This window comes from Spongiibacter pelagi, from assembly GCF_014705705.1.
Classification (GTDB): domain Bacteria; phylum Pseudomonadota; class Gammaproteobacteria; order Pseudomonadales; family Spongiibacteraceae; genus Spongiibacter; species Spongiibacter pelagi.
Window position 1 is genome coordinate 1 of record NZ_JACXLD010000008.1, and the last position, 24243, is coordinate 24243.

The 24243-nt window shown below is 49.0% G+C and carries 21 protein-coding genes, 1 tRNA gene and 1 pseudogene; 7 read left to right on the top strand and 16 right to left on the bottom strand.

Annotated elements, in window-relative coordinates:
• The 3 genes from IB286_RS12705 to IB286_RS12715 all read left to right on the top strand — a co-directional run.
• A partial coding sequence (locus IB286_RS12705) for a transposase (RefSeq protein WP_223826384.1) occupies positions 1-1489 on the top strand: 1489 nt, incomplete at its 5' end.
• Between the two features lie 103 nt (positions 1490-1592).
• On the top strand, positions 1593-2048 hold the full coding sequence (locus IB286_RS12710; RefSeq protein WP_190766156.1) for a hypothetical protein: 456 nt from the start codon (positions 1593-1595) through the stop codon (positions 2046-2048).
• A gap of 33 nt (positions 2049-2081) precedes the next feature.
• Positions 2082-2585: a nuclear transport factor 2 family protein gene (locus IB286_RS12715; protein WP_190766158.1), complete on the top strand. Its 504-nt coding sequence runs from the start codon at positions 2082-2084 to the stop codon at positions 2583-2585.
• 152 nt (positions 2586-2737) lie between these two features.
• Here IB286_RS12715 and IB286_RS12720 read toward each other — a convergent pair whose 3' ends face one another.
• From IB286_RS12720 to IB286_RS12730, 3 genes are read right to left on the bottom strand one after another with little or no spacing between them, the layout of a single operon-like run.
• On the bottom strand, positions 2738-3097 hold the full coding sequence (locus IB286_RS12720) for a hypothetical protein (protein WP_190766160.1): 360 nt from the start codon (positions 3095-3097) through the stop codon (positions 2738-2740).
• 32 nt (positions 3098-3129) lie between these two features.
• Positions 3130-3483, bottom strand: a complete 354-nt coding sequence (locus tag IB286_RS12725; RefSeq protein ID WP_190766162.1) for a cupredoxin domain-containing protein — start codon at positions 3481-3483, stop codon at positions 3130-3132.
• A 21-nt stretch (positions 3484-3504) separates the two neighbouring features.
• Positions 3505-5751, bottom strand: a complete 2247-nt coding sequence (locus IB286_RS12730; RefSeq protein ID WP_190766164.1) for a heavy metal translocating P-type ATPase — start codon at positions 5749-5751, stop codon at positions 3505-3507.
• 273 nt (positions 5752-6024) lie between these two features.
• On the opposite strand from IB286_RS12730, the gene IB286_RS12735 reads away from it, so the two are divergent.
• From IB286_RS12735 to IB286_RS12745, 3 genes are all read left to right on the top strand, one after another.
• Positions 6025-6780 carry an FkbM family methyltransferase gene (locus IB286_RS12735; RefSeq protein ID WP_223826390.1) on the top strand — a complete coding sequence of 252 codons (756 nt, stop codon included), beginning with the start codon at positions 6025-6027 and terminating at the stop codon, positions 6778-6780.
• 65 nt (positions 6781-6845) lie between these two features.
• The gene (locus tag IB286_RS12740) at positions 6846-7685 is read left to right on the top strand and encodes a phytanoyl-CoA dioxygenase family protein (protein ID WP_317889760.1); all 840 of its coding nucleotides are present in this window, start codon (positions 6846-6848) and stop codon (positions 7683-7685) included.
• Positions 7686-7780: 95 nt separating this feature from the next.
• A complete protein-coding gene (locus tag IB286_RS12745; RefSeq protein ID WP_190766168.1) occupies positions 7781-9364 on the top strand; it encodes a Na/Pi cotransporter family protein in 1584 nt (527 codons plus the stop codon).
• Between the two features lie 14 nt (positions 9365-9378).
• On the opposite strand, the gene IB286_RS12750 is transcribed toward IB286_RS12745, so the two are convergent.
• The 8 genes and pseudogenes from IB286_RS12750 to IB286_RS12780 form a co-directional block, all read right to left on the bottom strand.
• On the bottom strand, positions 9379-9831 hold the full coding sequence (locus IB286_RS12750; protein ID WP_190766170.1) for a type IV pilin protein: 453 nt from the start codon (positions 9829-9831) through the stop codon (positions 9379-9381).
• Positions 9828-13634 carry a pilus assembly protein gene (locus tag IB286_RS12755; RefSeq protein ID WP_223826385.1) on the bottom strand — a complete coding sequence of 1269 codons (3807 nt, stop codon included), beginning with the start codon at positions 13632-13634 and terminating at the stop codon, positions 9828-9830. The genes IB286_RS12750 and IB286_RS12755 overlap by 4 nt, the downstream gene beginning before the upstream one ends.
• Before the next feature lie 4 nt (positions 13635-13638).
• Positions 13639-14178, bottom strand: coding sequence for a pilus assembly PilX family protein (locus IB286_RS12760; RefSeq protein ID WP_190766172.1), 540 nt, complete (start codon positions 14176-14178; stop codon positions 13639-13641).
• Entirely contained in the window at positions 14175-15194 is a 1020-nt protein-coding gene (locus IB286_RS12765; RefSeq protein ID WP_190766321.1) for a PilW family protein, read from the bottom strand. The genes IB286_RS12760 and IB286_RS12765 overlap by 4 nt, the downstream gene beginning before the upstream one ends.
• 9 nt (positions 15195-15203) lie before the next feature.
• The gene (pilV, locus tag IB286_RS12770) at positions 15204-15662 is read right to left on the bottom strand and encodes a type IV pilus modification protein PilV (RefSeq protein WP_317889761.1); all 459 of its coding nucleotides are present in this window, start codon (positions 15660-15662) and stop codon (positions 15204-15206) included.
• Complete coding sequence (locus tag IB286_RS12775; RefSeq protein WP_223826392.1) at positions 15659-16072, bottom strand: GspH/FimT family protein; 414 nt, start codon at positions 16070-16072, stop codon at positions 15659-15661. The genes pilV and IB286_RS12775 overlap by 4 nt, the downstream gene beginning before the upstream one ends.
• A gap of 12 nt (positions 16073-16084) precedes the next feature.
• A pseudogene (locus tag IB286_RS15820) lies at positions 16085-16219 on the bottom strand (type IV pilin protein); the annotation flags it as partial.
• A gap of 204 nt (positions 16220-16423) precedes the next feature.
• Positions 16424-16511: transfer RNA gene (locus tag IB286_RS12780), tRNA-Ser, on the bottom strand.
• 646 nt (positions 16512-17157) lie between these two features.
• Here IB286_RS12780 and IB286_RS12785 point away from each other — a divergent pair.
• The gene (locus IB286_RS12785; RefSeq protein WP_190766176.1) at positions 17158-18933 is read left to right on the top strand and encodes a cation:proton antiporter; all 1776 of its coding nucleotides are present in this window, start codon (positions 17158-17160) and stop codon (positions 18931-18933) included.
• Here IB286_RS12785 and IB286_RS12790 read toward each other — a convergent pair.
• The 5 genes from IB286_RS12790 to IB286_RS12810 all read right to left on the bottom strand — a co-directional run bounded on the left by IB286_RS12790 (position 18908) and on the right by IB286_RS12810 (position 24197).
• Positions 18908-19363 carry a nuclear transport factor 2 family protein gene (locus IB286_RS12790; RefSeq protein ID WP_190766178.1) on the bottom strand — a complete coding sequence of 152 codons (456 nt, stop codon included), beginning with the start codon at positions 19361-19363 and terminating at the stop codon, positions 18908-18910. The two genes, IB286_RS12785 and IB286_RS12790, sit on opposite strands and share 26 nt — an antisense overlap.
• Before the next feature lie 15 nt (positions 19364-19378).
• Entirely contained in the window at positions 19379-20248 is an 870-nt protein-coding gene (locus tag IB286_RS12795) for an amidohydrolase family protein (RefSeq protein ID WP_190766180.1), read from the bottom strand.
• A gap of 123 nt (positions 20249-20371) precedes the next feature.
• Positions 20372-21478, bottom strand: coding sequence for an MBL fold metallo-hydrolase (locus tag IB286_RS12800; protein WP_190766182.1), 1107 nt, complete (start codon positions 21476-21478; stop codon positions 20372-20374).
• Positions 21479-21513: 35 nt separating this feature from the next.
• Complete coding sequence (locus IB286_RS12805) at positions 21514-23679, bottom strand: xanthine dehydrogenase family protein molybdopterin-binding subunit (RefSeq protein ID WP_190766184.1); 2166 nt, start codon at positions 23677-23679, stop codon at positions 21514-21516.
• Complete coding sequence (locus IB286_RS12810) at positions 23676-24197, bottom strand: (2Fe-2S)-binding protein (protein WP_190766325.1); 522 nt, start codon at positions 24195-24197, stop codon at positions 23676-23678. Before IB286_RS12810 ends, IB286_RS12805 begins: the two co-directional genes overlap by 4 nt.
• Between the last annotated feature and the right edge of the window lie 46 nt (positions 24198-24243).

Below are 24243 nucleotides of genomic sequence, written 5' to 3' on the forward strand. Positions count from 1 at the left end.
CTGGAGGGAGAAAGTTACCGGAAACAGCAGCACATGGAAAAGGCGAAAAGCCAGTAGAAAACTGAACCACCCAACCGGCCATCATAGTTGTCGCCGACCGGACAAGATAGTTGACGCTAAACACCCTGAAAATCTGCATGCAACCATCAAAGACGGAAAACTATCCGTCAGCCCAATAAGAAGTGAACAGCCACAAGCAGAACTCAAGAAGCTGGACGAGCTGATTACTGAAAATCTGCCAGAAGTAAGCATCATCGACATTTTAACGGATACCGAAAAATGGCTTGGTTTGCATAAGCATTTCGGTCCCTTGTCCGGAAATGAGGCGCGCATTGATGAGCCGGAGAAGCGATTTATCACCACGCTATTTTGCTATGGGTGCAATCTTGGACCGGTTCAAACGGCCAAATCGGTGAAGAATATGAGTCGCAAACAGATTGCCTGGCTCAATCTCCGCCATGCTTCCGAAGACCGTTTAGATCGAGCAATAACGCAGGTGGTCAATGCCTACAACAAATTTGATCTCCCCAAATACTGGGGTACCGGAAAGCATGCCGCTGCGGATGGCACCATGTGGGATCTGTACGAGCAAAACCTGCTGACGGAATACCATATTCGGTATGGCAAATACGGAGGTATTGGCTACTATCACGTCTCCGATACTTACATTGCCTTGTTCAGTCACTTTATTCCATGCGGCGTCTACGAAGCGGTCTACATTCTGGACGGGCTCATGAGCAATAAATCCGATATTCAACCTGACACTTTGCACGGAGACACACAAGCGCAAAGTTATCCTGTGTTTGGTTTATCACACCTGCTGGGCATCAATCTCATGCCGCGGATTCGCAATATTCAGGACTTATTGCTCTTCAGGCCCGACAATCGCTATCGATACAAAAATATAGAGGCTTTGTTTGCCGGTAGTATCGATTTCAAGTTAATTGAGCGGCACCTTCGCGACATGCTGCGTGTGGTGATCTCAATTAAGAAAGGCAAAATTACCGCCTCAACCATCTTGCGGCGTCTAGGAACCTACAGTCGAAAAAACAAGTTGTATATGGCTTTTAAAGAGCTTGGCAAAGCCGTTAGAACGCTCTTTTTGCTCCGATATATTGATGAACTTGAACTGAGAAAAACCATCCAGTCAGCAACCAACAAAAGCGAAGAGTTTAATGGTTTCATCAAATGGCTGTTTTTTGGCGGGGAAGGCATTATCGCTGAAAATGTGCGCCACGAACAGCGCAAAATCGTTAAGTACAATCAGCTTGTCGCGAACATGGTCATTCTCTACAACGTGGAGAAAATGACCCGAGTCCTCAAAGATCTGGCGGGCGAGGGTGTTGTCATCAGCAAGGATCTTCTGAATGGGCTGTCACCGTACAGGAACTCCAATATCAATCGTTTCGGGGACTACAACCTGGACCTGGAACGAGAGGTGCCTCCGCTGGACTTTGGCATCAAGATATTAGAGCCAGAAGAACCGTAAAAATATATATAAAACAATACGTTATGTTCTATTTGGCGAATTTTTCCAGAATGACGGCCGACCCTCAATAACCGCAGGCAAACGGCGGATTAAAGGCATTAACGTGCCTACTGTGGAGTGTCGTGAACACCCTAAATCCCATCCGTATTTGAAAAACGTTAATGTTTACCTTGCTTGGTTTGGTGTTTTTGGTGGCGTGATGGGCGCCTATAACAAACTACAGCATCTGCTGTATCGAATTCCTGGTTACCGCCGCGTAATGAGTACGCTCCTGCGTAGTATTCCAATTCCGCAACGTAAATCACCCGATGTTGTAGCGCGCGATAAAGGTCCCACATTGATACGCGCCGAAGCCTACGCGGCCACTGGCAAATTGCTCGGGGCCTGCAATCTTGAAGGTCATAATATCTATTACTACACCGGCGAAATTGCCGCATGGACGGCCAGACAACTTCAAGCTGGAAATATTGAAAACTATGGTGTGACTTGTCCGCTACGCGCCTTTGGATTACCCGCCTTAAAAGCAGCGCATGAAGAGTTTGGCTTTCAGCTTAATTGACTGATTCAGAAAAATTCAGAAGGAGATAATAAGATGAATATTGAACAAAGACTGCAGTTGCTTGAAGACAAAGAAGCAATTCGCACGATTAAACACTACAACTATTGTCACTGCATTGATCGAACCGTTGCGGGCGAGGGTGCAGCTATAGATGAACTACTGCCTTTGTTGGCGGATGATATCGTTGCTGACTTTACCGGATTGCCACTTATGCAGGGCCGTGAGGAAGTCAGCAATTTTTTCGCGCATGGCGTGCCTGCTTTTCTCAGTTATTGCCAGCATAGAGTCACGAATGATGTGATTCGCGTAGACGGCGATAACGCTACCGGCCTGTGGTATATCGATTGCCCAGCCGTTTTTCGAGAAGGCAATCCGACTGGAAAAGTTGGCAGCGGATTTATCGGCGGCCGTTACGAAGAAGAATATCGTCGTGAGGGTGGCATTTGGAAATTAGCCAAGATCACCGCATTGCTCGATATCGAAAGTGAATTTCAAGAAAACTGGCAAAGCGCCAAGCAGCTATTCACCAATCGATAAGTCCCGTCTTATGAAAGCACTCAGCGTTATCACGCTGGGTGCATTTTTTCTAAACATTGATCACGTACTTAACAGGCCAAACAGGGCAGTAAAGGTCTTTCCTGTTATTTTCCTTATTTAACATAATATACATTATGCGAACATATGGATTTTCACTTCCTCCGATAGCCCGGCGGAATTTTGCTGCAGCACGCCGCTTCATGTTTTGCGTTGTCTTTGATGTTTTCATCAATTTGACGTTGCCAGCCAAGTTTTATTCGACTCCAGAAGTCATTACTGATACTGGCTCCATGCTTTTCTATAATAGCGATCATTTCATCAATATTATGGTGTGAAGCCTCATAGACCATTTTGAGTTGGCCGTTTTTGCTGTTCAACGAAACCTGATCAATCCAAGGGAGCTCATCAATCTCCGCAAGGATTTTGCTGGCATTTGTTGGATCAAGTTTATGTAGCTTCACTTTGTGCTTGGCAAGGAAGCCGGGATTTATCCCAAATCGGTGTGTTGTCATGGTGTTGCCTCCGATTACGTACAAAGTTACTACTAGGCCGCGCTGATTTGCCCTTTATACATTTGCATTTGGCAATGAAAGGCATAATCCCCCGGCTTTAGTGCTGGCAATGGAATACGTTTCACTTTATTGAGCGGCAGGCTTTCACTGATTTGCAGCTCCGGTATGAGCAACATTTCGGCGCAAGGCGATGGATCTTTACGCAAAAACGTCAGTTCAATCGATGTGCCGACAGGTAATTTGATTCGCGACGGCGAATAAACGCCATTCTCGACGGTAATCAGCAGTTCATTGTCTTCCATCTTGATTTCTTGTGCCTTGTAGAGCCAAAACCACCATATGATTAGCGCAATCAGACCAAGACCTAACAGGTTGATAATCATCATATCTTTTCCCTCTTTATAAGCTCAGTGTTCCTGCGCTTTAAACAAGCGTAGTCGATTGGCGTTGCTGACTACGGTTAACGATGAAAATGCCATTGCCGCGCCGGCAATAACTGGGCTGAGCAATACGCCAAATACGGGATATAGAACACCTGCGGCAAATGGCACGCCAGCAACGTTATAAATAAACGCGCCAAATAAGTTCTGTTTGATATTGCGCAAGGTCGCTTTACTTACGGCGATTGCGTCGGCGATACCGTGTAATGAGCCCCGCATTAGCGTGATGTCTGCGCTTTCTATGGCAACATCGGTGCCTGTGCCTATTGCAAAGCCGACATTTGCCAAAGCCAGTGCTGGCGCATCGTTGATCCCATCACCGGTCATGCCGACAATCTCGCCGGCCATTTGCAGTTCCTGTATCTTCTTGGATTTGTCTTCAGGCAAAACTTCGGCAAAAAAGTCGCTAATGCCTACTTTTTCAGCAACGGCTTTAGCGGTGGCTCGGTTGTCGCCGGTGAGCATAACCACACGAATACCGTTGTGTTGAAGCCGCTGAATAGCCGCAATAGAGTCACTTTTTATTGGGTCGGCTACGGCGATAATCGCCGCAAGTTGATTGTCGACCGCAAAATACATAGGTGTTTTAGCTTCTGCCGCAAGTAATTGTGCGGTTTCAACATGATCACCCAGTGCTATTTTTTGCTCTTTCATCAGCTTTTCATTACCAAAGAGCACCCTCTTCCCTTCTATATTTGCCTCTACGCCATGCCCTGCTATTGCGCTGAAATTGGTGAGTGTTCCATTCTCAACGCCCTTCTCTTTTGCCGATTCCACAATTGCCAAAGCCAGAGGGTGTTCTGACCCCGCTTCTAAGGTGGCGGCATATTTCAAAATAGTGGTTTCATCCATATCTGAGGTGATGACGATATCGGTAACTTTGGGGGAGCCGAGTGTGATGGTGCCGGTTTTATCCAATACCATTGCCGTAATTTTGGAAGCGGTTTGCAGTGCCTCACCATTGCGAATTAAAACGCCGGCCTCGGCGGCTTTACCTACCCCCACCATTACTGACATGGGAGTTGCCAAGCCCAATGCGCATGGGCAAGCAATAATGAGTACCGAGGTTGCCGAAACAATGGCAAACGCAATGGCGGGATCAGGGCCGAAATTAAGCCAAGCCAAGGCGCTACTCACAGCAATAATCATAATGACAGGAACAAAATAGCCTGAGATGACATCGGCAAGCCGGCCTATCGGCGGCTTGGAGTTTTGTGCCCGCTTAACCATGTTTATAATTTGCGCCAATGCGGTGTCTTTTCCTACTCGCGTGGCGGCAAAAATAATGGAGCCAGATTTATTAATCGTGCCCGCTGAGACACTATCCCCCTCTGACTTTTCAACCGGCATCGGCTCGCCTGTTAACATCGATTCATCAATCGCGGTATGACCCTCAATAACTAGACCATCAACGGGGATTTTTTCGCCGGGGCGCACCCTGACGTGATCATCGATTTGAACGTTCTCTATGGGAATATCACGCTCTTTGCCATCGCGAATCACCCTTGCCGTTTTGGCTTGCAAACCGATCAGGCGTTTAATAGCCTCAGACGTTCGGCCACGCGCCTTGAGCTCAAGCGCTAGACCAAGGTTAATCAAACCGATAATCATGGCCGTTGCTTCAAAATACACATGGCGAGCCATTTCAGGCACAAGATGGGGTAAGAACACCACAATCATGGAGTAAAGCCATGCGGTTCCCGTACCCAGTGCAATGAGGGTGTCCATATTGGCGGAGTGATTTTTTAGTGAGCTCCAGGCTCCGATATAAAAGTGCTTACCAGAAAAAATCATGACTGCCAGAGTTGCGATACCGACGAGCAGCCAGCCGATGCGTTCTCCACTGGTATTGACGGACATCTCGCCAACCACCAAACCATAAATCATCAGTGGAATACCTAGCGCTAAGGCAATGGTCATATCGCGCAGTAACTTTTTGTAATAGGCCCAATCTGCAGCTTCTTTCTCAGCAAGGCTATTATCTTCATTCTCTGCGGTATTGAGCTTGCCGTGGTAGCCCGCATTTTCTACCGCCGAGATAAGGGCGTCGCCACTCGCGTTACCGGCAACGGTAACCACCCGTTGAGCAAAGTTCATTTCAGCGGAGGTCACCCCGGAGACTTGCTTAAGGGCAGATTCAATTTTTCCCACACAGCTTGCGCAACCAGCGCCATCAATAAAAATTTCCTGTGTTTTTTGCTCGCTAGGCTTCATTTACTCTCGTCTCCAGCTTGGCGTTAACGCTCTTTAAAGAGCCATGTTCTATTTATAGACCTTGGTTCTACACCAAGGTCAAATGCCGGCAAATTTCTTTTTTCAAACGACCAAGCAGTGTCTAGAAATGATGTATATTCAATCGCTTATAAATTAGGATACAGGCCGCAATTGCTGAGCTTTTGGCCTGATTTTTCAAATAATTAAAAACCACTGAGTATGAAATACGCACTTAAGCTTCCCGCCAGCCTCGCCTCTACCCCTCCTCTTTCTATGCGGGTTCATCCCGAGGGGGATCTGCATGTTTCCAAAGCCATTAGAGAGACTGGCCAATGGGAAGCTTATGAATCCGAATTGCTATGCAAATTGCTTAAGCCCGGCGATTGTTTGGTCGATGTGGGGGCCAATATTGGCTATTACAGTGTGCTGGGAGCGGCAGCCGTAGGGTCACAAGGTAAGGTGTTTGCGTTTGAACCTGAGCCTGCAAACTTTTCCTTGCTGGAAGAAAACCTGCGCCTCAATGGAATTCGACATACAAAAGCAATCAATGCGGCGTTATCCGTGGAGAATGCGCCGAGCACCTTATTCCTTAGTGAAAACAACTGGGGAGATCACCAAATTTATTCTCGGGGCGAAACCCGCCGCCAAGTTTCGATTGATTTAGTACGGGGCGACGACATTCTCGGTAACGCCATTTCACGAATCGATCTTTTAAAAATCGACACTCAAGGCGCAGAGTTCAAGGTGATTAGCGGCCTTGAAAACCTCATCCGACAAAGCCTGCCCGAGCTTTCAATTATTATCGAATTTTGGCCCTTTGGGCTTAAGAAAGCCGGCGATCATGGCCTTCAATTACTCGACCTTCTGGCTTCTTTCGAGCTACCTATCTGGATGATTGACCATCTCGGTCATGCCCTGCATCCTTGCTCTATTGCAGAGCTACGTGAATGGGTGGACGCGCTCGATGCCGATCCCGATAACGAAGGCTTTTTTAACCTGCTATTAAGTTCACAAGGTAATCAATTCTGAATACTGTAAATTCCCCAAGCTTAAACCAGCCCTTAATTGTCTCGGCCATTACCGAGTCTGCCGAAGTGTTACAGGCCCGCTTTCAGGAGTGGGGTTATCTGCACTTTAAGGGTGTTGTCAGTGCCAATGATTGCAATGCGGTCAAGCAAGGCTTTCTCGCGGCCTTGTCGCCATATATCACAGCCAATGCTGTGGGCATGCCTGAATTAAACGGTGAACCCTTTTTTGAAACCGATCCCATTTGGGATGCGGTTTACCCAAAAATGCAATCGCTGGAAGCCTTTCAAGCCCTCTTCCACCGCCCAGAATTACAAGACCTGATGGCGAAAGTACGCGGCGCAGAAGTGTTTGTGTATCCCATGAAAATGGCGAGAATCGCAACGCCCCGCAAGTTGGGTTACGAAACCCCACCCCATCAAGATGCGTATTCCCATCATGCAGGGCCGACCATGGCTGGCCTATGGGTGGCGCTTCACGATGTGGATGAATCTATGGGGCGCCTCAAGCTTTTGCCAAAATCCCACAAACACGGCGTGCGTAATGTATTTCAAGCCCAAGGCGTTGGCGGTGTTCAGTGCGAGATTTTCCCTGAGGAAAATACCTGGCATGTCTCTAATGTAGAGCAAGGCGATGTGATTATTTTTCATGCCTGCACCGTGCACAAAGCCGAGCCCAATACCGCTGACAAAGCGGTTAGGCTCAGTGTCGATACCCGCTTTTGTGATTACGGCGCGCCAGTGTTTATTAGCAATATTGAGCCCCATCACGGCTGGCGAATTGAGGCCCTATCTTGGGAGTCGATCTACGCGGGCTGGGCGGATACTAGCCTGCAATATTACTGGCGAGATTATCCGGGCCTGTTCAGCGAAATGCGTGATCAATCCGAGTGGCATCGGGAAAATTGAGTTTAAAAAACGGGGCTTTCTTCTAACTTGTTTGGCGCTGTATTCTATGGATAACACAGCCCGAATAGACGCACAGAAGGATAACCACGGCCCCGATGGAAACCATTCATATTTTAATGGCCGGTCTAACGGCAATTATCCTATTTGTCTTTGGACTTGAAAATTTCTCCCGTGAAATCGAACGGATTTCCGGTGAACGCTTCCGCAAGTCGCTTGCTAAAGTGACCCGCATTCCGGCGGTTGGGGTGCTAATTGGCGCACTAGTTACGGCGGTAATTCAATCCAGCTCGGCAACATCGGTTATTGCCATAAGCTTGGTTAATGCGGGCATTTTGTCCTTCAAAAATAGTGTGGGCATTATTTTCGGCGCCAATATTGGCACCACCATTACCGCTCAGTTGGTTGCTTTTAAGCTCACTTCGTTCGCCCCCATTTTTATTATTACCGGCTTCTTTCTTACCGTTATTCGTTCGCGCTACTCCATGTTTGGCAAGGCGGTATTTTATTTTGGCTTTGTGTTTTTTAGTCTCAACCTGATTTCATCCAGCTTGCAGCCCCTGCAAAGCAACCCCGCGCTCATTGCTATACTGACAGAACCCCACAACCCGCTCTACGGTATTTTGTTTGGCTGTTTATTTACCGCCTTGATTCAATCCAGCTCTGTCACCACCGGTCTGGCCATTATCTTTACGCAGCAGGGCATTCTCGGCTTGGAGAATGCGGTGCCTCTTATTATGGGCGCCAATATCGGCACTACGGCTACGGCCTTATTGTCGATGGTGAATATGGATGCCTCGGCGAAAAAGACCGCACTTAGCCACTTTTTATTCAATATTGGTGGCGTTCTGATTTTTCTACCCGCGCTCTATTTGTTTGATGACAAATTTGCCCAGCTCGATGTTGATCCTGCCATTGCGCTGGCCAATATCCATCTGGTTTTCAATTTGGCAACGAGCCTGATTTTTATTGTCTTCATTACCCCCTTTACCCGCTTGGTCGATCTTATGCTGGGTGAAGGCAAAATGGATTTTGAGCGACTGGATATGCCGGTACTCAGTGAAGAAGATAATTTTGATGCGATACAGCAAACCCTAAAGCGAAACTCTAATGAACTACTCGCTTTTCTGCAGGAAAACTACAATTTGGTCACGCTGAGTATCGAGAGCAATTATCAGAGCGTGTTCAATGCGGCGGGAAAACGCATTGAATATGTGGAGTTTTTGAACCGGGAATATATCGGCTACTTTTCGAAAGTGGTGGTAAAAATTAATGACGAGCAGGAATCCAAGGAGTTAATTCGACTCATTAATCAGTTTGATTACCTGTTTCAGATTCACGATTCCATCAGCGATTTATACAACACCAAAAAGGTGTTATCCGAGCACTTTGTTGAACTGAAAAGCGATATTTTGCTGCTGATACGAGAGCTTTCCAGCGAGAGCTTGCTGCTGTTTGATGGCTTAAAGAAAGGTTTTGAAACTGAGGATGGCCCTAATATCACCGCACTATCACGCGAAATGCAGGGCGTACTTGACGATACTCACCGGCAACTATTGACCTTTATGGCAGACCCCGAGCGCAAGGACCTGGGCGCACTGACCAACTTTGTAACCTATTCTCAACGGCTAAAAGACAAGCTGATCAATTACGCCAAAATTGCGATAAAGGATGCGGGTTAATTTAACTAGAACGCTTAGCGCCGCCAGCACTGCGCGACCGTCTTGCTTGCGCTCTCTAATGCGTTAATTCCGGCCTCATCTAGTGTGAGATTGCCACAACCATCAGAGGCCATCACCCCGGTACGAGTAGCTTTAAGCGTAAAACTATTAGCTGTGGGAGTTCCCGATGCCGCAATGGTGTAATACGCCGTGCCGTTTTCTGGCACCGTTGTTGGGAAAACCGCTGGCAGAGTATTACCCCCAGCAGTAGTGGTATAGCGACCATTGCTGGAATAGTAACGCTCCAGAGCTTGGGCTCCAGTTAGCAGCGCCGTCGCTGCTTCATTTCTGCGTGAGGCTGCTACCTGCTCCTGATAACTCGGATACGCGATTGCTGCAAGAATGCCAACAATCGCTACGGTAATCATCAATTCAACCAAGGTAAATCCGGCAACACCGTAGTGACCTCTGCTGAGGTAATGTTTCATTGCAGGTGTCTCCAAGACTGCCGACCTAAATTCTCCGCGCCATCGCCACTCTCGGTGATCACGCCGATTGAACCACTACTACCGGAGGTGAATTTATATTCCAGATCACCAGCACCGATAATACCTGGGGTTTTGATCATTTCCTCAAATCCAAGTCCGCTAACAGGATAGTATTTCCCGTCGATCAAGACTTTGTCGAGCTCATCGATTTTGCCATCATTATTGATATCGAGCACCGGCTCATCAATACGACCGCCATTTACTGCATCCAGCTCCATCAACCAGCTACGACCACCATAACCACATAGGCTTTCACTAGGGATAATGGTTGAGAAAATAATTCGGCCATTTCTCAGGATCGGACGAGAAACCGAGCGCTCACCTTCGGCGGTGTTATAAATGAGGTTCAAATACCAGCCATACGTGGGCGCTGAATCGGGGCTGTTATCACTCACTATACGAATGGGTGCAGCAGTTGTACTGCCATTGCTAAGAGTACCAAAACCCTCGTATTGAATTTCTTGCTCAAGCAAATCGCCTCTAGCGACAATGGCGCCATTATCGCGAATGCCGTAGAAACTTTGCACCTGAGGATCAACCTCAGTGTGGGAATCAGACTCCATAAAATAACGCCCAGTGCCCACATACACCATATATCCACCACCGGGATGCCGCCCTACCGTTGGTCGTGCAGTAATAGGTTGCGGATCTCCATCATCATCAACTGCTTTAAATAATGGTGCTGGACTGCCACTGGCGCTATAAGCAACAGACCAGTCATCTATTGCTGCGCCAGTCAGATCAAATTTCCACAAATTACCGGTCAAATCACCCGCGTAGACATAATCAGTAACCTTGTCACCATCTACGTCGACAGGCACTGCGGTGCCCAAACCGTTATTGGTACCGCTCACACCCGTATCAATGGCTTTTAACAAGCTGCCAGTGGCCAGGTCGACGATAAACAATTTTACGTTATCGCCAGAATCATAGCCGTTACCGAAAATCGCCACCCACTTATCGCTCGCCTTCAACCTTGCGATAGAAGGCTCACTCATAGCGACACCGAGTTTGTCGGCGGCATCATCGGCAGTAGAAAACTCCCACATAAAGTTATTTTTTGAAAAGGTTGATGGCGAGGTTACGTCAAGCGCAAATACCGCGCGCCCGCCAGCACCCGTGCCAGACACCAAAACGGATTTCCATGTACCGCCCAGATAAGCATCTAGCACGCGTGGCGAGCTATCCACAAAGTAACGGTGCGTGTAATCCACATCGGCTAAATCCGGTAAATTTTCAAAGACAGCGGTAGGAATAAACGCCATTTTTTCGATACCGGTTTGAGCATCAAAACCGTGCAGCATGCCGTCGTTGGCACCCACATAAATCATAGGAGTGCGTGATGATTTGCTGCTTAGGAAAGTGGCATAGCTAGTACCTTCGGATCCACCAAGGAAGCCAAAACCAAAGTTTTCTGAATTGCCTGTGAAGAAGGGATCAGAATTGACAATATCGCCTAGCAGGCCTGTTCTAGGGCGATAATCACTGCCCTCATTTGTTTTGTCACCACGCAACCAGTTCAACAGATTTTTGCCGTCGGTTTCCGAGCCACTGTTCTGCAAAAAGGCTTTTTGATCTGCAGTGAAGCTGGCCCAACTTGATGTAGTGAAATCTGTTGCGCTGGTTACTATCCCGCCCACATCACCAGCGGTCGCAATAATTTTCCGGCTGCCGTGTGCAGGTATGCCGTTTTTGTCAGTATCCCAATATACTTGATCGAGTTGCCCGTTATCTTGCAAGGTGTAGGCAACAATGCGCCCCGTCCATTCAAGACTATTAAAGCTGGCCTGATAGATCAGCGTGCCGGAGTCCAAACGCGTAGAGTTAGCCGCAATTGAAGAAGCCGATGACTTACTCTCGTTGGCTATATTTTCAAGGAAAGTCGCCAGCTCATTGGCAAACTGATCTGGGTTTGCCGCGCTGAAAAAACCGCCCCGGCTATTAACCCCTGCATGCAGCAGATCATCAATTTTATGCTTTTCCGCACTACCGGGATCAGGCCAGGTTATTGAGTCTCCGGTGGTGATTGCGGCAAAAGCCGACTTGGGGTCGACGGTACCGGTCACCCCAAAGCCCACACCATAGGTGGTCATATGTTGCCAAAACGCGGGGTTGGATTTGTTTTCGAATACCTCATTACTCATGTCTGTTCTGAGGTCGTTTTTCCAGTAATACATGGCCACATCGGCCAAGGTATCTTCGCGATTATCAGTAAATGGAGAAATCGCCTTATAGGTATAAGACTTGCCGAAGGGATTCGTCCACGTTGGCCCGCCTGTGCCATCGTTATTATCGCCGGCACTGCCGCTTACCGCGCTACCACTCCAGTAACCATCAGTCATTAAAATGCTGTAGTTTCGGCGACAGATAAGCTGGTCTTCATTACTACTTTCACCTGGCGAGTCACTCCACGGGCCTTTACTATCTTTACGCATAAAATAGGTGCCCGCCGCATCTAGGGCTCGGCGTAAAGGTGTACCTGCACTTGGAATACTACGGGTATAGAGCGAACTGTAAAAAGACTTACGGTCGTCACCGGCAAAATCTCGAACGCCGTTAACAATAACGTTAGTTTTTACGCCATCAACCGTAGACTCCCCTTGGTTGATACTGGCAAAACCTACCCGTATATCCGCGCTCTGCCCTGCAAAAGCAAAACCTGATCCAGCGCGGGCTGTTAAAATCCGCGAGCGATAATAGGTGTACCAATTGGCGAAGTTTTGCATCTCTTCGGTGTAGGTACAGGTGCCATCATCATTAGTCGTACAGTCATCCCGGCCTTCGCGACCATGACCGGAATAGGTTGTGCCGCTACGAATTTCAACTTTGTCAAAATTGCTCGAGCTCCAACTGCTGGCGCTGGTATCTTTCATCCAATAATAGGTGGCTGGCCAAAAGGTCTTGTTATTCGTTGTACTCGAACAGGAGCTACTACTGGTACAACTACGCCAACTGACATCATTGTAGTTGCTGTTATTGGTCGTTAAATTTCGGCAATAGGTTGCTGAGTTGGAGTTTGTGCGCTCTGGGTTATGCCAGGCACAAGTAGGTACCGCCGCAGGATATGAAGTGCCATCCCATTTTATCCAGGGGTCATAGGTGATGCCGGGATTGTAATAAAGGCTGTTCACCTGAGGCGAACGACTGCGAGCATTAAATGCCGAACCTGCATCTACTGTTGGCACACGATTGTCGTAATCACCGCTGCCGTAAACCCCATCTGCACGAGGAAAAACATAACGTGCCGAATCAATAATGATATCGTCGGGCATTAATTCAAAATGCATAGAGCCCGAGTCATCCAGAATATACATGACATTGGGGGCAGCTGATTGGGTCAGGAACAGCGGTTTTTGCGCAATTGAATCATCGCCAGTGGCACCATCACAGCCCACCTTCTGTCCGGTTACTGTAAATTTTGCCCGACAATATTTGTCGTCTTTATCAATCCCCCGGTTGTCTACACGGAGAATATTGCCACTGGTCGAGTACATACTTCTCTTGCACTCGTTTTGGCTGGATTTTCGCAAATCGATCTTGTCGATACTGTCGATAGACACCAACTCAGAGAAGGTATATGTACGAACTTTCCTTTTACTTCCCACCCAATCATCCGTGGTCACGGTTAATGAGCAATCTTCTGCCGCAGACACTCCCATCGGCAGCGCGAGAAGCAGTACCGGAATTCCAATACAGGCCTTTGATGCCATTTTTTTAAAACAATGACCGAGTTGGCTCAACATCACACTAATCCTCGCGACGATAGGTGGTGCTTAGTACCACCATGCTCCGGTTACTCGCACCATATCCTCGTGCCAGTACCCGGTAAAACCCCGCTGTGGGAACAACCCTGTCGGAGTCCAACACTTCCACTCCTACCTGAGAAGAAGTCATACGTTCAATAATGTATTCCGGCTGTTTCGCGGCTTTGGAATCGAAATTAGCGACTGAAACCCAACCGGTTGAGTCATAATCTTGCCAATCAGGGCTGTCACAGGCGTCGCGCTCATCCGCAGCGTCCGGGCAAGATTGATACATACCCAAGGTGCCATTAAAAGGCCCCACATTGACCCCTGCCAAAACTTGCTCGGCCTCTCGCAGTGAGGCCTCGGCCGCCTGAAATGCAAGACTGGATTCTTTGGTATTACCCGCCATGCGCTCTTGCAAGGTGGCACTCAGCATCGCTTCACTGCCGATTATGGTTATGATTAACATAAAGACGAGACTAACCAACAACACCATACCTGCTTGTTTACGAAGTGGCTGTGCCGACAAAAGTCCTCTCATGGCAGTTTATTCCTGATCGCAAACACGTTGATAAATACACGGCGCATACGGCCATCATCAACTTCAACCTCTTCACCTACCGCATTAGTAAATGTTTGACCTGAGCCGTTAACCGCTGCGCTATTAGTGCTATACAACTGCAATCGCAATTTCAAACTGAGCACATCTGCCCAATCCGCGACCGCATCAGCATCCACATACTGATCAATTTGTTGGTCGTCGTTGGTGTCTACACCTAGTTCAATTTGCATATCCTCAACGCCTTCGAGCAGCTCAGTGGCTGCGGAAAGCGGGCCGCCAGAACCAATACGGCGCTGACTGACATACAGGCTGTTAATGGCCCCGCCCCGATTAGTGGTTTTGCCACTGTCTTGAATGAAAAAATGCAGCTCTTCTAGGCCGTAAAGCTCAGCATCCGCGGAATACAAACGGCTTAATGTGCCCGAGCTGTTTGTGGCGCCCGCCGCATGAGCCAAGGTTGCTGTACCCTCTCCTGCCCCGGCGGGTTCACTGGTGATGCGAAATACATCGGCTGATTCACAGTCAGACACCAGCACAAAGTCACCCTGCTCAAAGCCTACCGAGTTATTTTCTACTTGAATCTGTGCACTACTGGGAGCAATTGCTCCTGATATGCGAATAAACTCGTCTGAACCACGCTTCAAATGCAGAATATCGGTGCCCGCTACAGCATCAAAATCATTATCTGCATCAACATCGTTATCAACAATCAGTGCAGTCGCGTCAGAAAAATCGACCTCATCCGCAGGTAAAGCAATGTTGTTTACTGATGTAGAACTGATGGTGGCACAGCCAATAAACCCCGCCATCCGCACCTCTTTGCCGATATAGCTCATCGCAAAGCGAGCATTTTCTTGAATTTGTGACAAAGCTTCCTGAACGTTATCGCTTGCCCGGCTACCTAATAAAACCTGAGATACAGCCAAGCTCAGCAAAATACCGAGCGTCATCGCTATCATTAATTCGATCAGACTGAAACCGCGTAGCTTTTTCATTTCAGTCCCTTAGAGCTCGGTAATGAAAACAAAGGATTCATTATCGCCACTATTTGCTTCACGAGTTGAAGAAATACGGCCCTCGTTCCATTGCACTACAATGGTAAACGTTGTGCCTGCACGAGTAACCGAACCGTCCCCACCGGGGAGACTATTCGCTAGAGTGGCAACCCACTCCTGTAAATCCTGTTGATGAACTGCATCGCCTTTTGGCGCATCTGCGTCCAACGCAATGTCGTAGTTTCCGGCCAATGCATTCGCACGATTAGCGCGCATACGGTCACATATATCACTCGCTAGAAATACGGCTGTCGAACGCGTACTGGCAGTTTGATTATATTTAATGGAGTTCATTTGCAACGCTGCTGCACCCAATACACCGGTTGCAGAAATAAGCACCGCCACCATGACTTCAATCAAGCCAACGCCTTTTTGACGGCGAGACCTTTTCATACGCTGCGAATTCACGAGCAACTCCTCTCGCTCAGCGTTAGCTGCCCACTCAAATTTAAAGTCATGTTACGATCGACAGAACATTTTTCAGGATAACTGCGGTACTCAATGGCAATTACCGCAGCACTATCCAGAAAACCCTCACTATTAAAGCGGAACGTTGAAATAGCGGCATCTGTTTGCTTGATCGAGATGGAAGATTTACTGCCAATAGCTGATTGTTGTTTCAATGTCTCGCCTGCATCGTACTGACCATTACCGTTAACATCGATCCAGCTACGCCAACCCCCTGACCAGTTATCTGAGATCCGTGAAATACTTACAGGCTGAGCTTGCGCAATGGCTTCTGAGCGGGCGCTAGCGACAAAACGCATAAGGCTGCGGACTTCTGCACTAGCTCGGGAGCTGACTATAAAATCATTCATACTGGGAATAGCCACTGCAGATAAAATGCCTAGCACAGAGATAACTACAATCAACTCGATAAGGGTAAACCCTCTCGAATTACGGAATCGGTAGTTAGCTTTGCATCTGGCAGAGCAAGGCATGTCGCTGGCCTCTAGTATCAACATCTTGTCATTTTAATCATTCTTCTTCGCTTTCATAATACGCAGTTACAACAGGTCTTTGAATGATTCACAGAGGAATAACTGTGAACTGATACCTAGAAAGAATAAATATCAAGTCAGCAACGACATACCAACTTAAAGATGCGACTCAGAAAGAGCAAAAACAAGAAGCAAAAAAAAGCCCCTGAAAATTCAGGGGCTCTTAGATGGCGGTGAGGGAGGGAGTCGAACCCTCGATACGTTTCCGTATACACACTTTCCAGGCGTGCTCCTTCGGCCACTCGGACACCTCACCATTAAACTTTTCTGTGCCAATTCCGCTGACTTAGCTAGAACTGGTTCGCACGCTGGCGTGCTCGTTAACGCCTAAAGGCGTTTTCTCCGCTGAAGCTCCGAATCGGCCTGCTCGGACACCTCACCATAAAACTTTTCTGTGCCAATTCCAGGTAACTTAGCTAGAACTGGTTCGCACGCTGGCGTGCTCGTTAACGCCTAAAGGCGTTTTCTCCGCTGAAGCTCCGAATCGGCCTGCTCGGACACCTCACCATAAAACTTTTCTGTGCCAATTCCAGGTAACTTAGCTAGAACTGGTTCGCACGCTGGCGTGCTCGTTAACGCCTAAAGGCGCTTTCTCCGCTGAAGCTCCGAATCGGCCTGCTCGGACACCTCACCTTAAAACTGGTTCGCACGCAGACCTGTTCGGAACCTACGGCAAAACGTCTCAAAACGAATAGGAAAACGGCGCGCCGCTCCTGTTTTGAGGGCGGCTACTCTAACGAAAATCGCCATTTATAGCAACGCATATTCGCCAAGAAAGCCTGTTATTAGATAGACTTACCGCCCTTGCACAGAGATTGGGTAACAATGCGGAAGGATTCGTAATAAAAGCAGGATCTCGGTGTGGTTTTTAGTAATCAGTTAATGAAAAAGGAAGCTTCATTTTGACGCACGCGCTCGTAGCAATTTTAGTATTAGGTATTTTCTGTCAGTGGTTGGCCTGGCGTGTGAGGCTACCTGCAATTGTTTTATTAGCCATCGGCGGTTTGTTTCTCGGCCCAGTAAGTGGTTGGCTAGATATAAACGCGCTATTTGGCGAAGGTTTGCACGCCGTTGTCCCCCTGTTTGTCGCCATTATTCTGTTTGAGGGCGGACTTAATTTACGGATTCATGAGCTTCGCGATACCGCCAAGGTAACGCGCCGCTTAATTACGATTGGGGTGATTATTGCCTGGGGATTAGGCACCGCTTGCGCTCACTATATTGGCGGACTTGATTGGGGCATTGCCGCCCTCCTCGGCGCGATTTTGGTGGTCACCGGGCCTACGGTGATCATGCCCATGCTTAAACACGCCAAGCTGAATCGTCGCACCGCTTCTTATCTGAAATGGGAAGGCATTATCAATGACCCCACCGGGGTTCTGTTGGCGGTATTGGTGTATCAATACCTGCTGTATTCCGGTGAAGGTTCGGCACTAGGTGCGGTGCTGGGTAATCTCGCATTTGCCGTTGCCAGCGCCTGCGTGATGGGCGGTGGTGCCGCATGGACACTGGCCCGATTCTTTCGCCGTGGCTGGGTTCCCGAATATCTTAAAGCGCCCACCATTATCGCCACCGTTCTCGCGGTATACGCTCTGTCTGATTTAATTCAGCACGAATCCGGTCTGCTAGCCACCACCTTGATGGGTGTGGTGATGGGCAATCTACGCCTGCGTAGTCTGGAGGAAATGCGGCGCTTCAAGGAATATCTCACGCTGATTCTGGTGTCGTTTTTGTTTGTTGTACTTACCGCGTCCCTCACCACTGAAACGTTGCACGCTATTCATTGGCGTTTGGTGCTGATGGTGGCAGGCTTTTTGGTGATTGTGCGCCCGGTGACGGTATGGCTATCGACCATCAATACCGGGTGTAGTTGGCAGGAACGGGCAATAATCGGTTGGATTGCACCACGCGGTGTGGTCGCGGCAGCCTCCGCTGGTGCCTTTGCCCCTGACTTGGTTGAAGCCGGTTTTGAAGATGCAGCACTGCTGGTGCCTGCGGTGTTTATGCTGATTTTTGCCACGGTGATTTTGCATGGCTTCACCTTGGCGCCACTGAGCAAATTTCTGAAACTGCGCTCAACGGCAAAGGGTCGCATCTTAATTGTCGGTGCCTCGCCTTGGTCTACCGAACTTTCTTTAACCCTGAAAAAAATTGGTCAAGATGTGATTTTGGCGGATACAGAATGGGGACGTTTACAATCCGCGCGACAGCAAGGCATTGAAACCTGGTACGGCGAAATTCTTTCTGAACAAGCGGAAGAGGATATGACGCTGGACAATATTTATACCGTCTTAGCGGCAACCGGCAATAGCCATTACAACGCTATGGTTTGTAATCATTTTGCGCCGCATATTGGTCGCCACCGGGTATTTCAATTGTGGGCACTGGGCGATGATAAGGCGTCTAAAAGCGTTTCTGAAAATTTGCGGGGCTTAACCGCCTTTACCGGTAAGCTGTCCTATGGCGAATTGTGGACGCGCCTGGTGCGCGGCTGGAGTTTGCGTAAAACCACCATCACCGAGACTTTTACAGAAGCGGATTTTCAGGCGCAGCTTCCTGAACAGGCATCGCAATTGGCGGTGATTCCGGCCAATGGAAAATTGGAGTGGATAACGGAAACGAAACGGCGCTTTCAGTCTGGCGATACGGTGATTAGTTTTGTACCGCCAAACCCATAAAGTCTGGCACATTAAATACCCAACTGCGCTGCTCGCGGCGCTCACTAATCCGCCAACCCTCCGGGGTCCGGCGGTATTGATCGATATACCACAGCCCCAACATAAACACCTGCCGGTCTTCTCCGACCGGCATTTCCATAGGGTTAAAACACATCACCCTACCCTGTGCTTGGTCGCCATTTACCTTAATCTGAATATTGGCATTAAGGTGCTGGGTATTGCTAAACGCAGGCAGCGCTTGTTCCAGAAAATCTAGCGTCGTTTCCAGATCACCTACCGTACCACCAAAGGCGCTGTAGTCGATATGCGCATCTTCGGTGAAGATATTACGCAGCGCTTGAATGTCTTGCCGATCAATGCAGTCGGCATAGTCAAAAAGCATGTCTTGAATTTCAAGACGGTCAGATATTTCCTGAAGTGACAGCGCCATTGTCTTATGCCTCAATCAGTCGAGCTTGAATACCTTGCGCGCGTTTTCGTTCAAAAACTTGGGCCAGACTTCGTCTTTAAAAGGCACATTAGGCATATCTTTAAAGATCCGATCTAAGGACAAGCCCATTGGAAAATAACCGGCGTACATGATTTTGTCGGCACCACGGGTATTGGCGAAATTAATAATTTCTTCCGGGTAGTGCTTGGGCGCAAAGGCGCTGGTCATGTAATAGAGATTGGGGTATTTCAGCATCAGCTTCCACGCCAACTTTTCCCACGGCTCAGCACCGTGACGCATCACCACGCGAAGCTCAGGGAAAAACCAACAAACCTCGTCGAGCAGCTCAACCTTTTGCGGCGCCATTGGCAGGCGCGGCCCCGGCACGCCAACACAGGGGCAGAACGGAATATCCAACTCTACGCATTTGGCATAGATGGGATACCACTTTTTATCGTTATAGGGCACTTGTGGGCAAAGGCCTGAAGCAAATCCGGTAACCGCCTTCAGGTTATATTCTTCGTAAAAGCGAACAATTTTACGGACTTCTTCCATGCCGTTATTGGGATTCACTTCCAGTGAGGCGCAAAAGCGATCCGGGTGTTTGCGCAGGGCTTCCTTCGCGCCTTCACTGCCATCATCTACGCCCAACATGGCCATTTGGATATTGTGTTTATCCATTTGCTCAAGCGTGTAGGCGATGTAATCCTCTTTCTTGCCGGTATCCGGAATATCCTTAAACATGTATTGCGCCGGCATTTTGAACATCATGCGACTTTCTTCGTCCATCAGCAGCGGTTTCATAAATTCGTACCACTGGCTGTTGTCTTCGCCGGGAATGCTTAGCATTAGATCAATGACTTTGATATCGGTGGGCATGGCCATGCCGGTAATCCTTGTTCAGTAATTATTATTAGATTGTTCGCTTTGGCGCGGCTCGGAACAATGGCACAAGCCGCCAGCGAATAGACAAAAACGTTCAGCTAGCGGCGTTCGCGCAACGCGGCTTTACACTTCAATGGGTAACGGCGAGCCGGCTTCGGTTTGGGTATACGGGCAATGCTCAAGATCGACACTGTGATAACGATAAGCACCATCTTCGTGGAGTTCTCGCTCAAGCCTTCCCAGCTCATACAAATAATGTAAATGCGCTACAGCCTCACCCAGCGCCAGCGGCATTTCATGTACCCCAACCTCACGTTCAAACAAAACCGGAAACAATTCCAAGGCCGTTTTGGGCTGTTCTGCACAGGCTTTTTCAATTGCCGCAAGATGACTCTCATGGTGCGCAATCAGGTGTTCCAAACGGTAATGAGCGCCATAGAACGGAGCATTATGGGCAGGCAAAATCAAGGTATCTTCGGGCAATTCAGCACGAAAACGACGCAGTGAATTAAACCAGTCGACCAGCGGGTTTGCCTCGGGCTCGGTGGGCATAACACTGACGTTCGAGGTAATGCGCGGAATAATTTGATCGCCTGACAGCAAAATATGATCACGGGCATCGTATAAACACACGTGCTCGGGGGAATGACCGCTGCCGATCATGACTTGCCATTCACGTCCGCCGATAGACAGGGTTTGGCCGTCTCTCAGACGGCGGTAGCTTCTTGGCAACGGTTCGACGATGTCACCAAAGCCCTGAAATTTGCTGGCCATTTGTTGCACGGTTTGCTCAGGAATACCGGAGCGAATAAAGTGCTGAATCAAGGCCCAATTGGGCTCGCCATTGGGCGCTGGTGCGGTCATCGTACGGGCGCTGAGATATTCACCAATACTCATGCACAGCGGCACCTTCCAGGTTTTGCACAACCATCCCGCCTGACCAATATGATCTGGATGCAGATGCGTGCAAATAACGCCCAGCAAAGGCTTACCCTGCATTGGCCCGTCAAAAAGTAACTGCCAGCGCTCTTGGGTGTCGCCCCACTTCATGCCGGTATCGACAATCCACCAGCCTTGATCATCTTCAATCACATACAGATTGATATGATCCAAGGCCATTGGCAGAGCCATTTGTAGCCAGTACACGCCCTGCGCAACTTCAATCCACTCCCCTTTTTTGGGGGGCTCTGAATAGGGGTAACGAATGCCTTCTGCTTTGTTTGCCGTCATTAATCAGTATCTTAATTTCATGTGAGAAGACCGCATTATGCCATGCTCAATGGTAAAGCGCGTTGACGTTTCCCAGTCGCAGCAAACAGTGCATTAGCTAATGCGGGGGCGATAGGTGGCGTTGCCGGCTCTCCCACCCCTTGTGGCGCTTGTTCGCTGTCTAAAATACGCACCCGAATTTGCGGTGATTCATTGAGACGAAGCAAGGGATAATCATGGAAATTACTTTGTTGAACGGCACCGTCAATCACATCGATTTTGCCTTTCAAGGCAGCGGTTAGACCAAAAATAATGCCGCTCTCCATTTGGGCAATGACGATGTCTGGGTTGATGACCAAGCCGCAGTCCACCACGCAGTCTACGCGCTCAATAACCAAACCATTCTGCCCCTTAGAGAGGGTTAAGACTTCACCCACAATGGTGCCAAAACTCTTATGTATTGCCACACCTTGAAACTGATTGGCTTCGAGCTGCCCCCAGCGAGACAGTGATTCCAATGCATTTAATACCCGGGTATGTGCCTCATCTTCGGCCATTAAATGGCGGCGAAATGCGAGCGGATCTTGCTGACACCGATGCGCCAACTCATCAATAAAACTTTCTAGAAAAAACGCGTTTTGCGAGTGGCCCACAGAGCGCCAATACCCCACCGGCATCGCCTGTTTTTGCAACACATAATCGCAGCGTTTGTAGGCGAATTGATATGGCGAATGGGTTAAACCTTCGGTTGAGGAATAATCCCGTTTGGCGGTGACTCCCGCCGCAAAATTAGGCAGCGATTCCGGCAGCCAGCCGGGCAGTAAGCCGGTTGCAACAGCAGGTAAATAAGACCCAAGCACGCTGGGTGAAGAAACTCGACTGTGCAGGCTTGTTGGATTATTTTCAGCAATGGTGGCGCTTAATCTAGCGGTGGCGCTGGGGCGGTAATAATCATGCTGAATATCTTCTTCCCGGCTCCACTGCAGGCGTATTGGCATTCCCGCCGCCTGAGAAATCAGTGCCGCTTGCACAATGTAGTCCGGCAGGGTTTTGCGACCAAAACCGCCGCCCAGCATTTGGTTGTGGAAGCTAATTAATGATTTATCAATACCGGTCGCTTTTGCCACCGCGCCAATCACAACATCAGGCGCCTGATTGCCGGCCCAGAGGGTAACTTTGTGTGCTGACACATCGGCAATAGCAGATAGCGGCTCCATGCAAGCATGGGCGAGATAAGGCACTTCGTATTGCGCCTCAAAACGCTCGCCAACAGCGTCTTTTTTGTTGCCAATTTCCTCGGCCTCATAGCCCTCCTCGGTATCAAGCAGGTGTTGCCGTTCGATCAACAACTCCGCCGTATTCAGCTTTGCCGCCGCGTCGGTTTGCCATTCTATCTGCACCAGTTTTGCGGCTTTACGCGCATACCAGTAACCCTTGGCAATAACCGCAATTCCATCGGTCACTTCAATAATTTTGACCACATTCGAGCTGGCAAGCGCCGTTTCTGCCTTAAAGCTTAAGACCTTGCCGCCAAGTTGTGGGCAGCGCAAAAGCACGGCATCCAGTGCATTGGGCACCTGCACATCCATGGCGTACTGGGCTTTGCCGGTGATTTTATCTAGCGCATCGAGGCGTTGGTTGTGCTGGCCAATTTGCTGAAAATCTTTTGGGGATTTCAGCACGATCTCATCAGGCGCGGAAATCTGACCAGCAAGGACAAGGTATTCCGCCCAAGCACCGCCCTGTTTTACAGCGGACAACAGCTCAGGCAAGGCTTGGCTGGTATTTAAATTGGCATCTAGCTGCGTGGCCGCGAGCCGCAGTATGTGAGCAAAACTTGCTGCCGCCTCGCGAACAATGTGATAGCTATTGCGAATACTTGAGCTACCGCCGGTGAGCATGAGCTTCATCTCAGGGTCGGCAAAATCCGGGTGATATTGCGCGTGCTCGATCTGCAATTGTTCTGGCGAAAGATCCAGTTCTTCGGCGGCCAAAGTGGCCATGCCGGTATACACCCCCTGCCCCATTTCCGCCCGGTGCAATTGCAAAATAAATTGGCCTTGCTGCGTTAATTGCAGAAAAGCATTGGCTTGCAGAGCGCCGGCGTGTTGATTAGGAAAGCCCGAAGGTTTGCTGCTACAAGCTGGTAGTGTAAAGCCCAGCATGAGGCCACCGCCAGCAAGCGCACTGAGTTTTAAGAATAGACGACGATCTACGCTCATGAGGAACGCTCCTGATCTAAGCCTTGCTCCCGTGGATCGTAGTAACTTACCGCCTGTATTTCGCTGGCAGCCAGGTGAATCGCAGCCCGTATACGAGGATAGGTACCGCAGCGACAAAGATTGCCCGACATCGCATTGTCGATATCGTCGTCAGAAGGTTTCGGGTTTGAATTAAGCAGTGCGACCGCCGACATAACTTGGCCGGATTGGCAGTAACCGCATTGCGGCACGTTCATGAGCAGCCAAGCGGATTGCACCGGGTGCAATTCGCCATTTGCCACACCAATGCCTTCTATGGTTGTAACCACACGCCCTTGAGCGGCAACCGCAGGCAGTGTGCAACTGCGCATTGGCGCGCCATCAATATGCACAGTGCAAGCGCCACACAAACCCATGCCGCAGCCAAACTTGGTTCCGGTTAATTGCAATTGTTCGCGCAGCAACCACAGTAGTGGCTGCTCGGGGTCAGTATCTACACGGTGAGGAACACCGTTTACAGTGAACTCCAGTAACACGATTTCGCCTTCTGATTAATATTATGGAAGCGCACTGCCCTGTGCTTGT

Coding starts and splice junctions, on each gene's coding strand:
- IB286_RS12765 (WP_190766321.1), bottom strand. CDS start 15,194: ATGAAAAAGCTACGCGGTTTCAGTCTGATCGAATTAATGATAGCGATG.
- IB286_RS12790 (WP_190766178.1), bottom strand. CDS start 19,363: ATGGCGCTGTCACTTCAGGAAATATCTGACCGTCTTGAAATTCAAGAC.
- IB286_RS12745 (WP_190766168.1), top strand. CDS start 7,781: ATGGAAACCATTCATATTTTAATGGCCGGTCTAACGGCAATTATCCTA.
- IB286_RS12805 (WP_190766184.1), bottom strand. CDS start 23,679: ATGAGCGTAGATCGTCGTCTATTCTTAAAACTCAGTGCGCTTGCTGGC.
- IB286_RS12730 (WP_190766164.1), bottom strand. CDS start 5,751: ATGAAGCCTAGCGAGCAAAAAACACAGGAAATTTTTATTGATGGCGCT.
- IB286_RS12755 (WP_223826385.1), bottom strand. CDS start 13,634: ATGTTGAGCCAACTCGGTCATTGTTTTAAAAAAATGGCATCAAAGGCC.
- IB286_RS12800 (WP_190766182.1), bottom strand. CDS start 21,478: ATGACGGCAAACAAAGCAGAAGGCATTCGTTACCCCTATTCAGAGCCC.
- IB286_RS12775 (WP_223826392.1), bottom strand. CDS start 16,072: ATGAATGATTTTATAGTCAGCTCCCGAGCTAGTGCAGAAGTCCGCAGC.
- IB286_RS12735 (WP_223826390.1), top strand. CDS start 6,025: ATGCGGGTTCATCCCGAGGGGGATCTGCATGTTTCCAAAGCCATTAGA.
- IB286_RS12720 (WP_190766160.1), bottom strand. CDS start 3,097: ATGACAACACACCGATTTGGGATAAATCCCGGCTTCCTTGCCAAGCAC.
- IB286_RS12715 (WP_190766158.1), top strand. CDS start 2,082: ATGAATATTGAACAAAGACTGCAGTTGCTTGAAGACAAAGAAGCAATT.
- IB286_RS12750 (WP_190766170.1), bottom strand. CDS start 9,831: ATGAAACATTACCTCAGCAGAGGTCACTACGGTGTTGCCGGATTTACC.
- IB286_RS12795 (WP_190766180.1), bottom strand. CDS start 20,248: ATGGCCATGCCCACCGATATCAAAGTCATTGATCTAATGCTAAGCATT.
- IB286_RS12760 (WP_190766172.1), bottom strand. CDS start 14,178: ATGAGAGGACTTTTGTCGGCACAGCCACTTCGTAAACAAGCAGGTATG.
- IB286_RS12725 (WP_190766162.1), bottom strand. CDS start 3,483: ATGATGATTATCAACCTGTTAGGTCTTGGTCTGATTGCGCTAATCATA.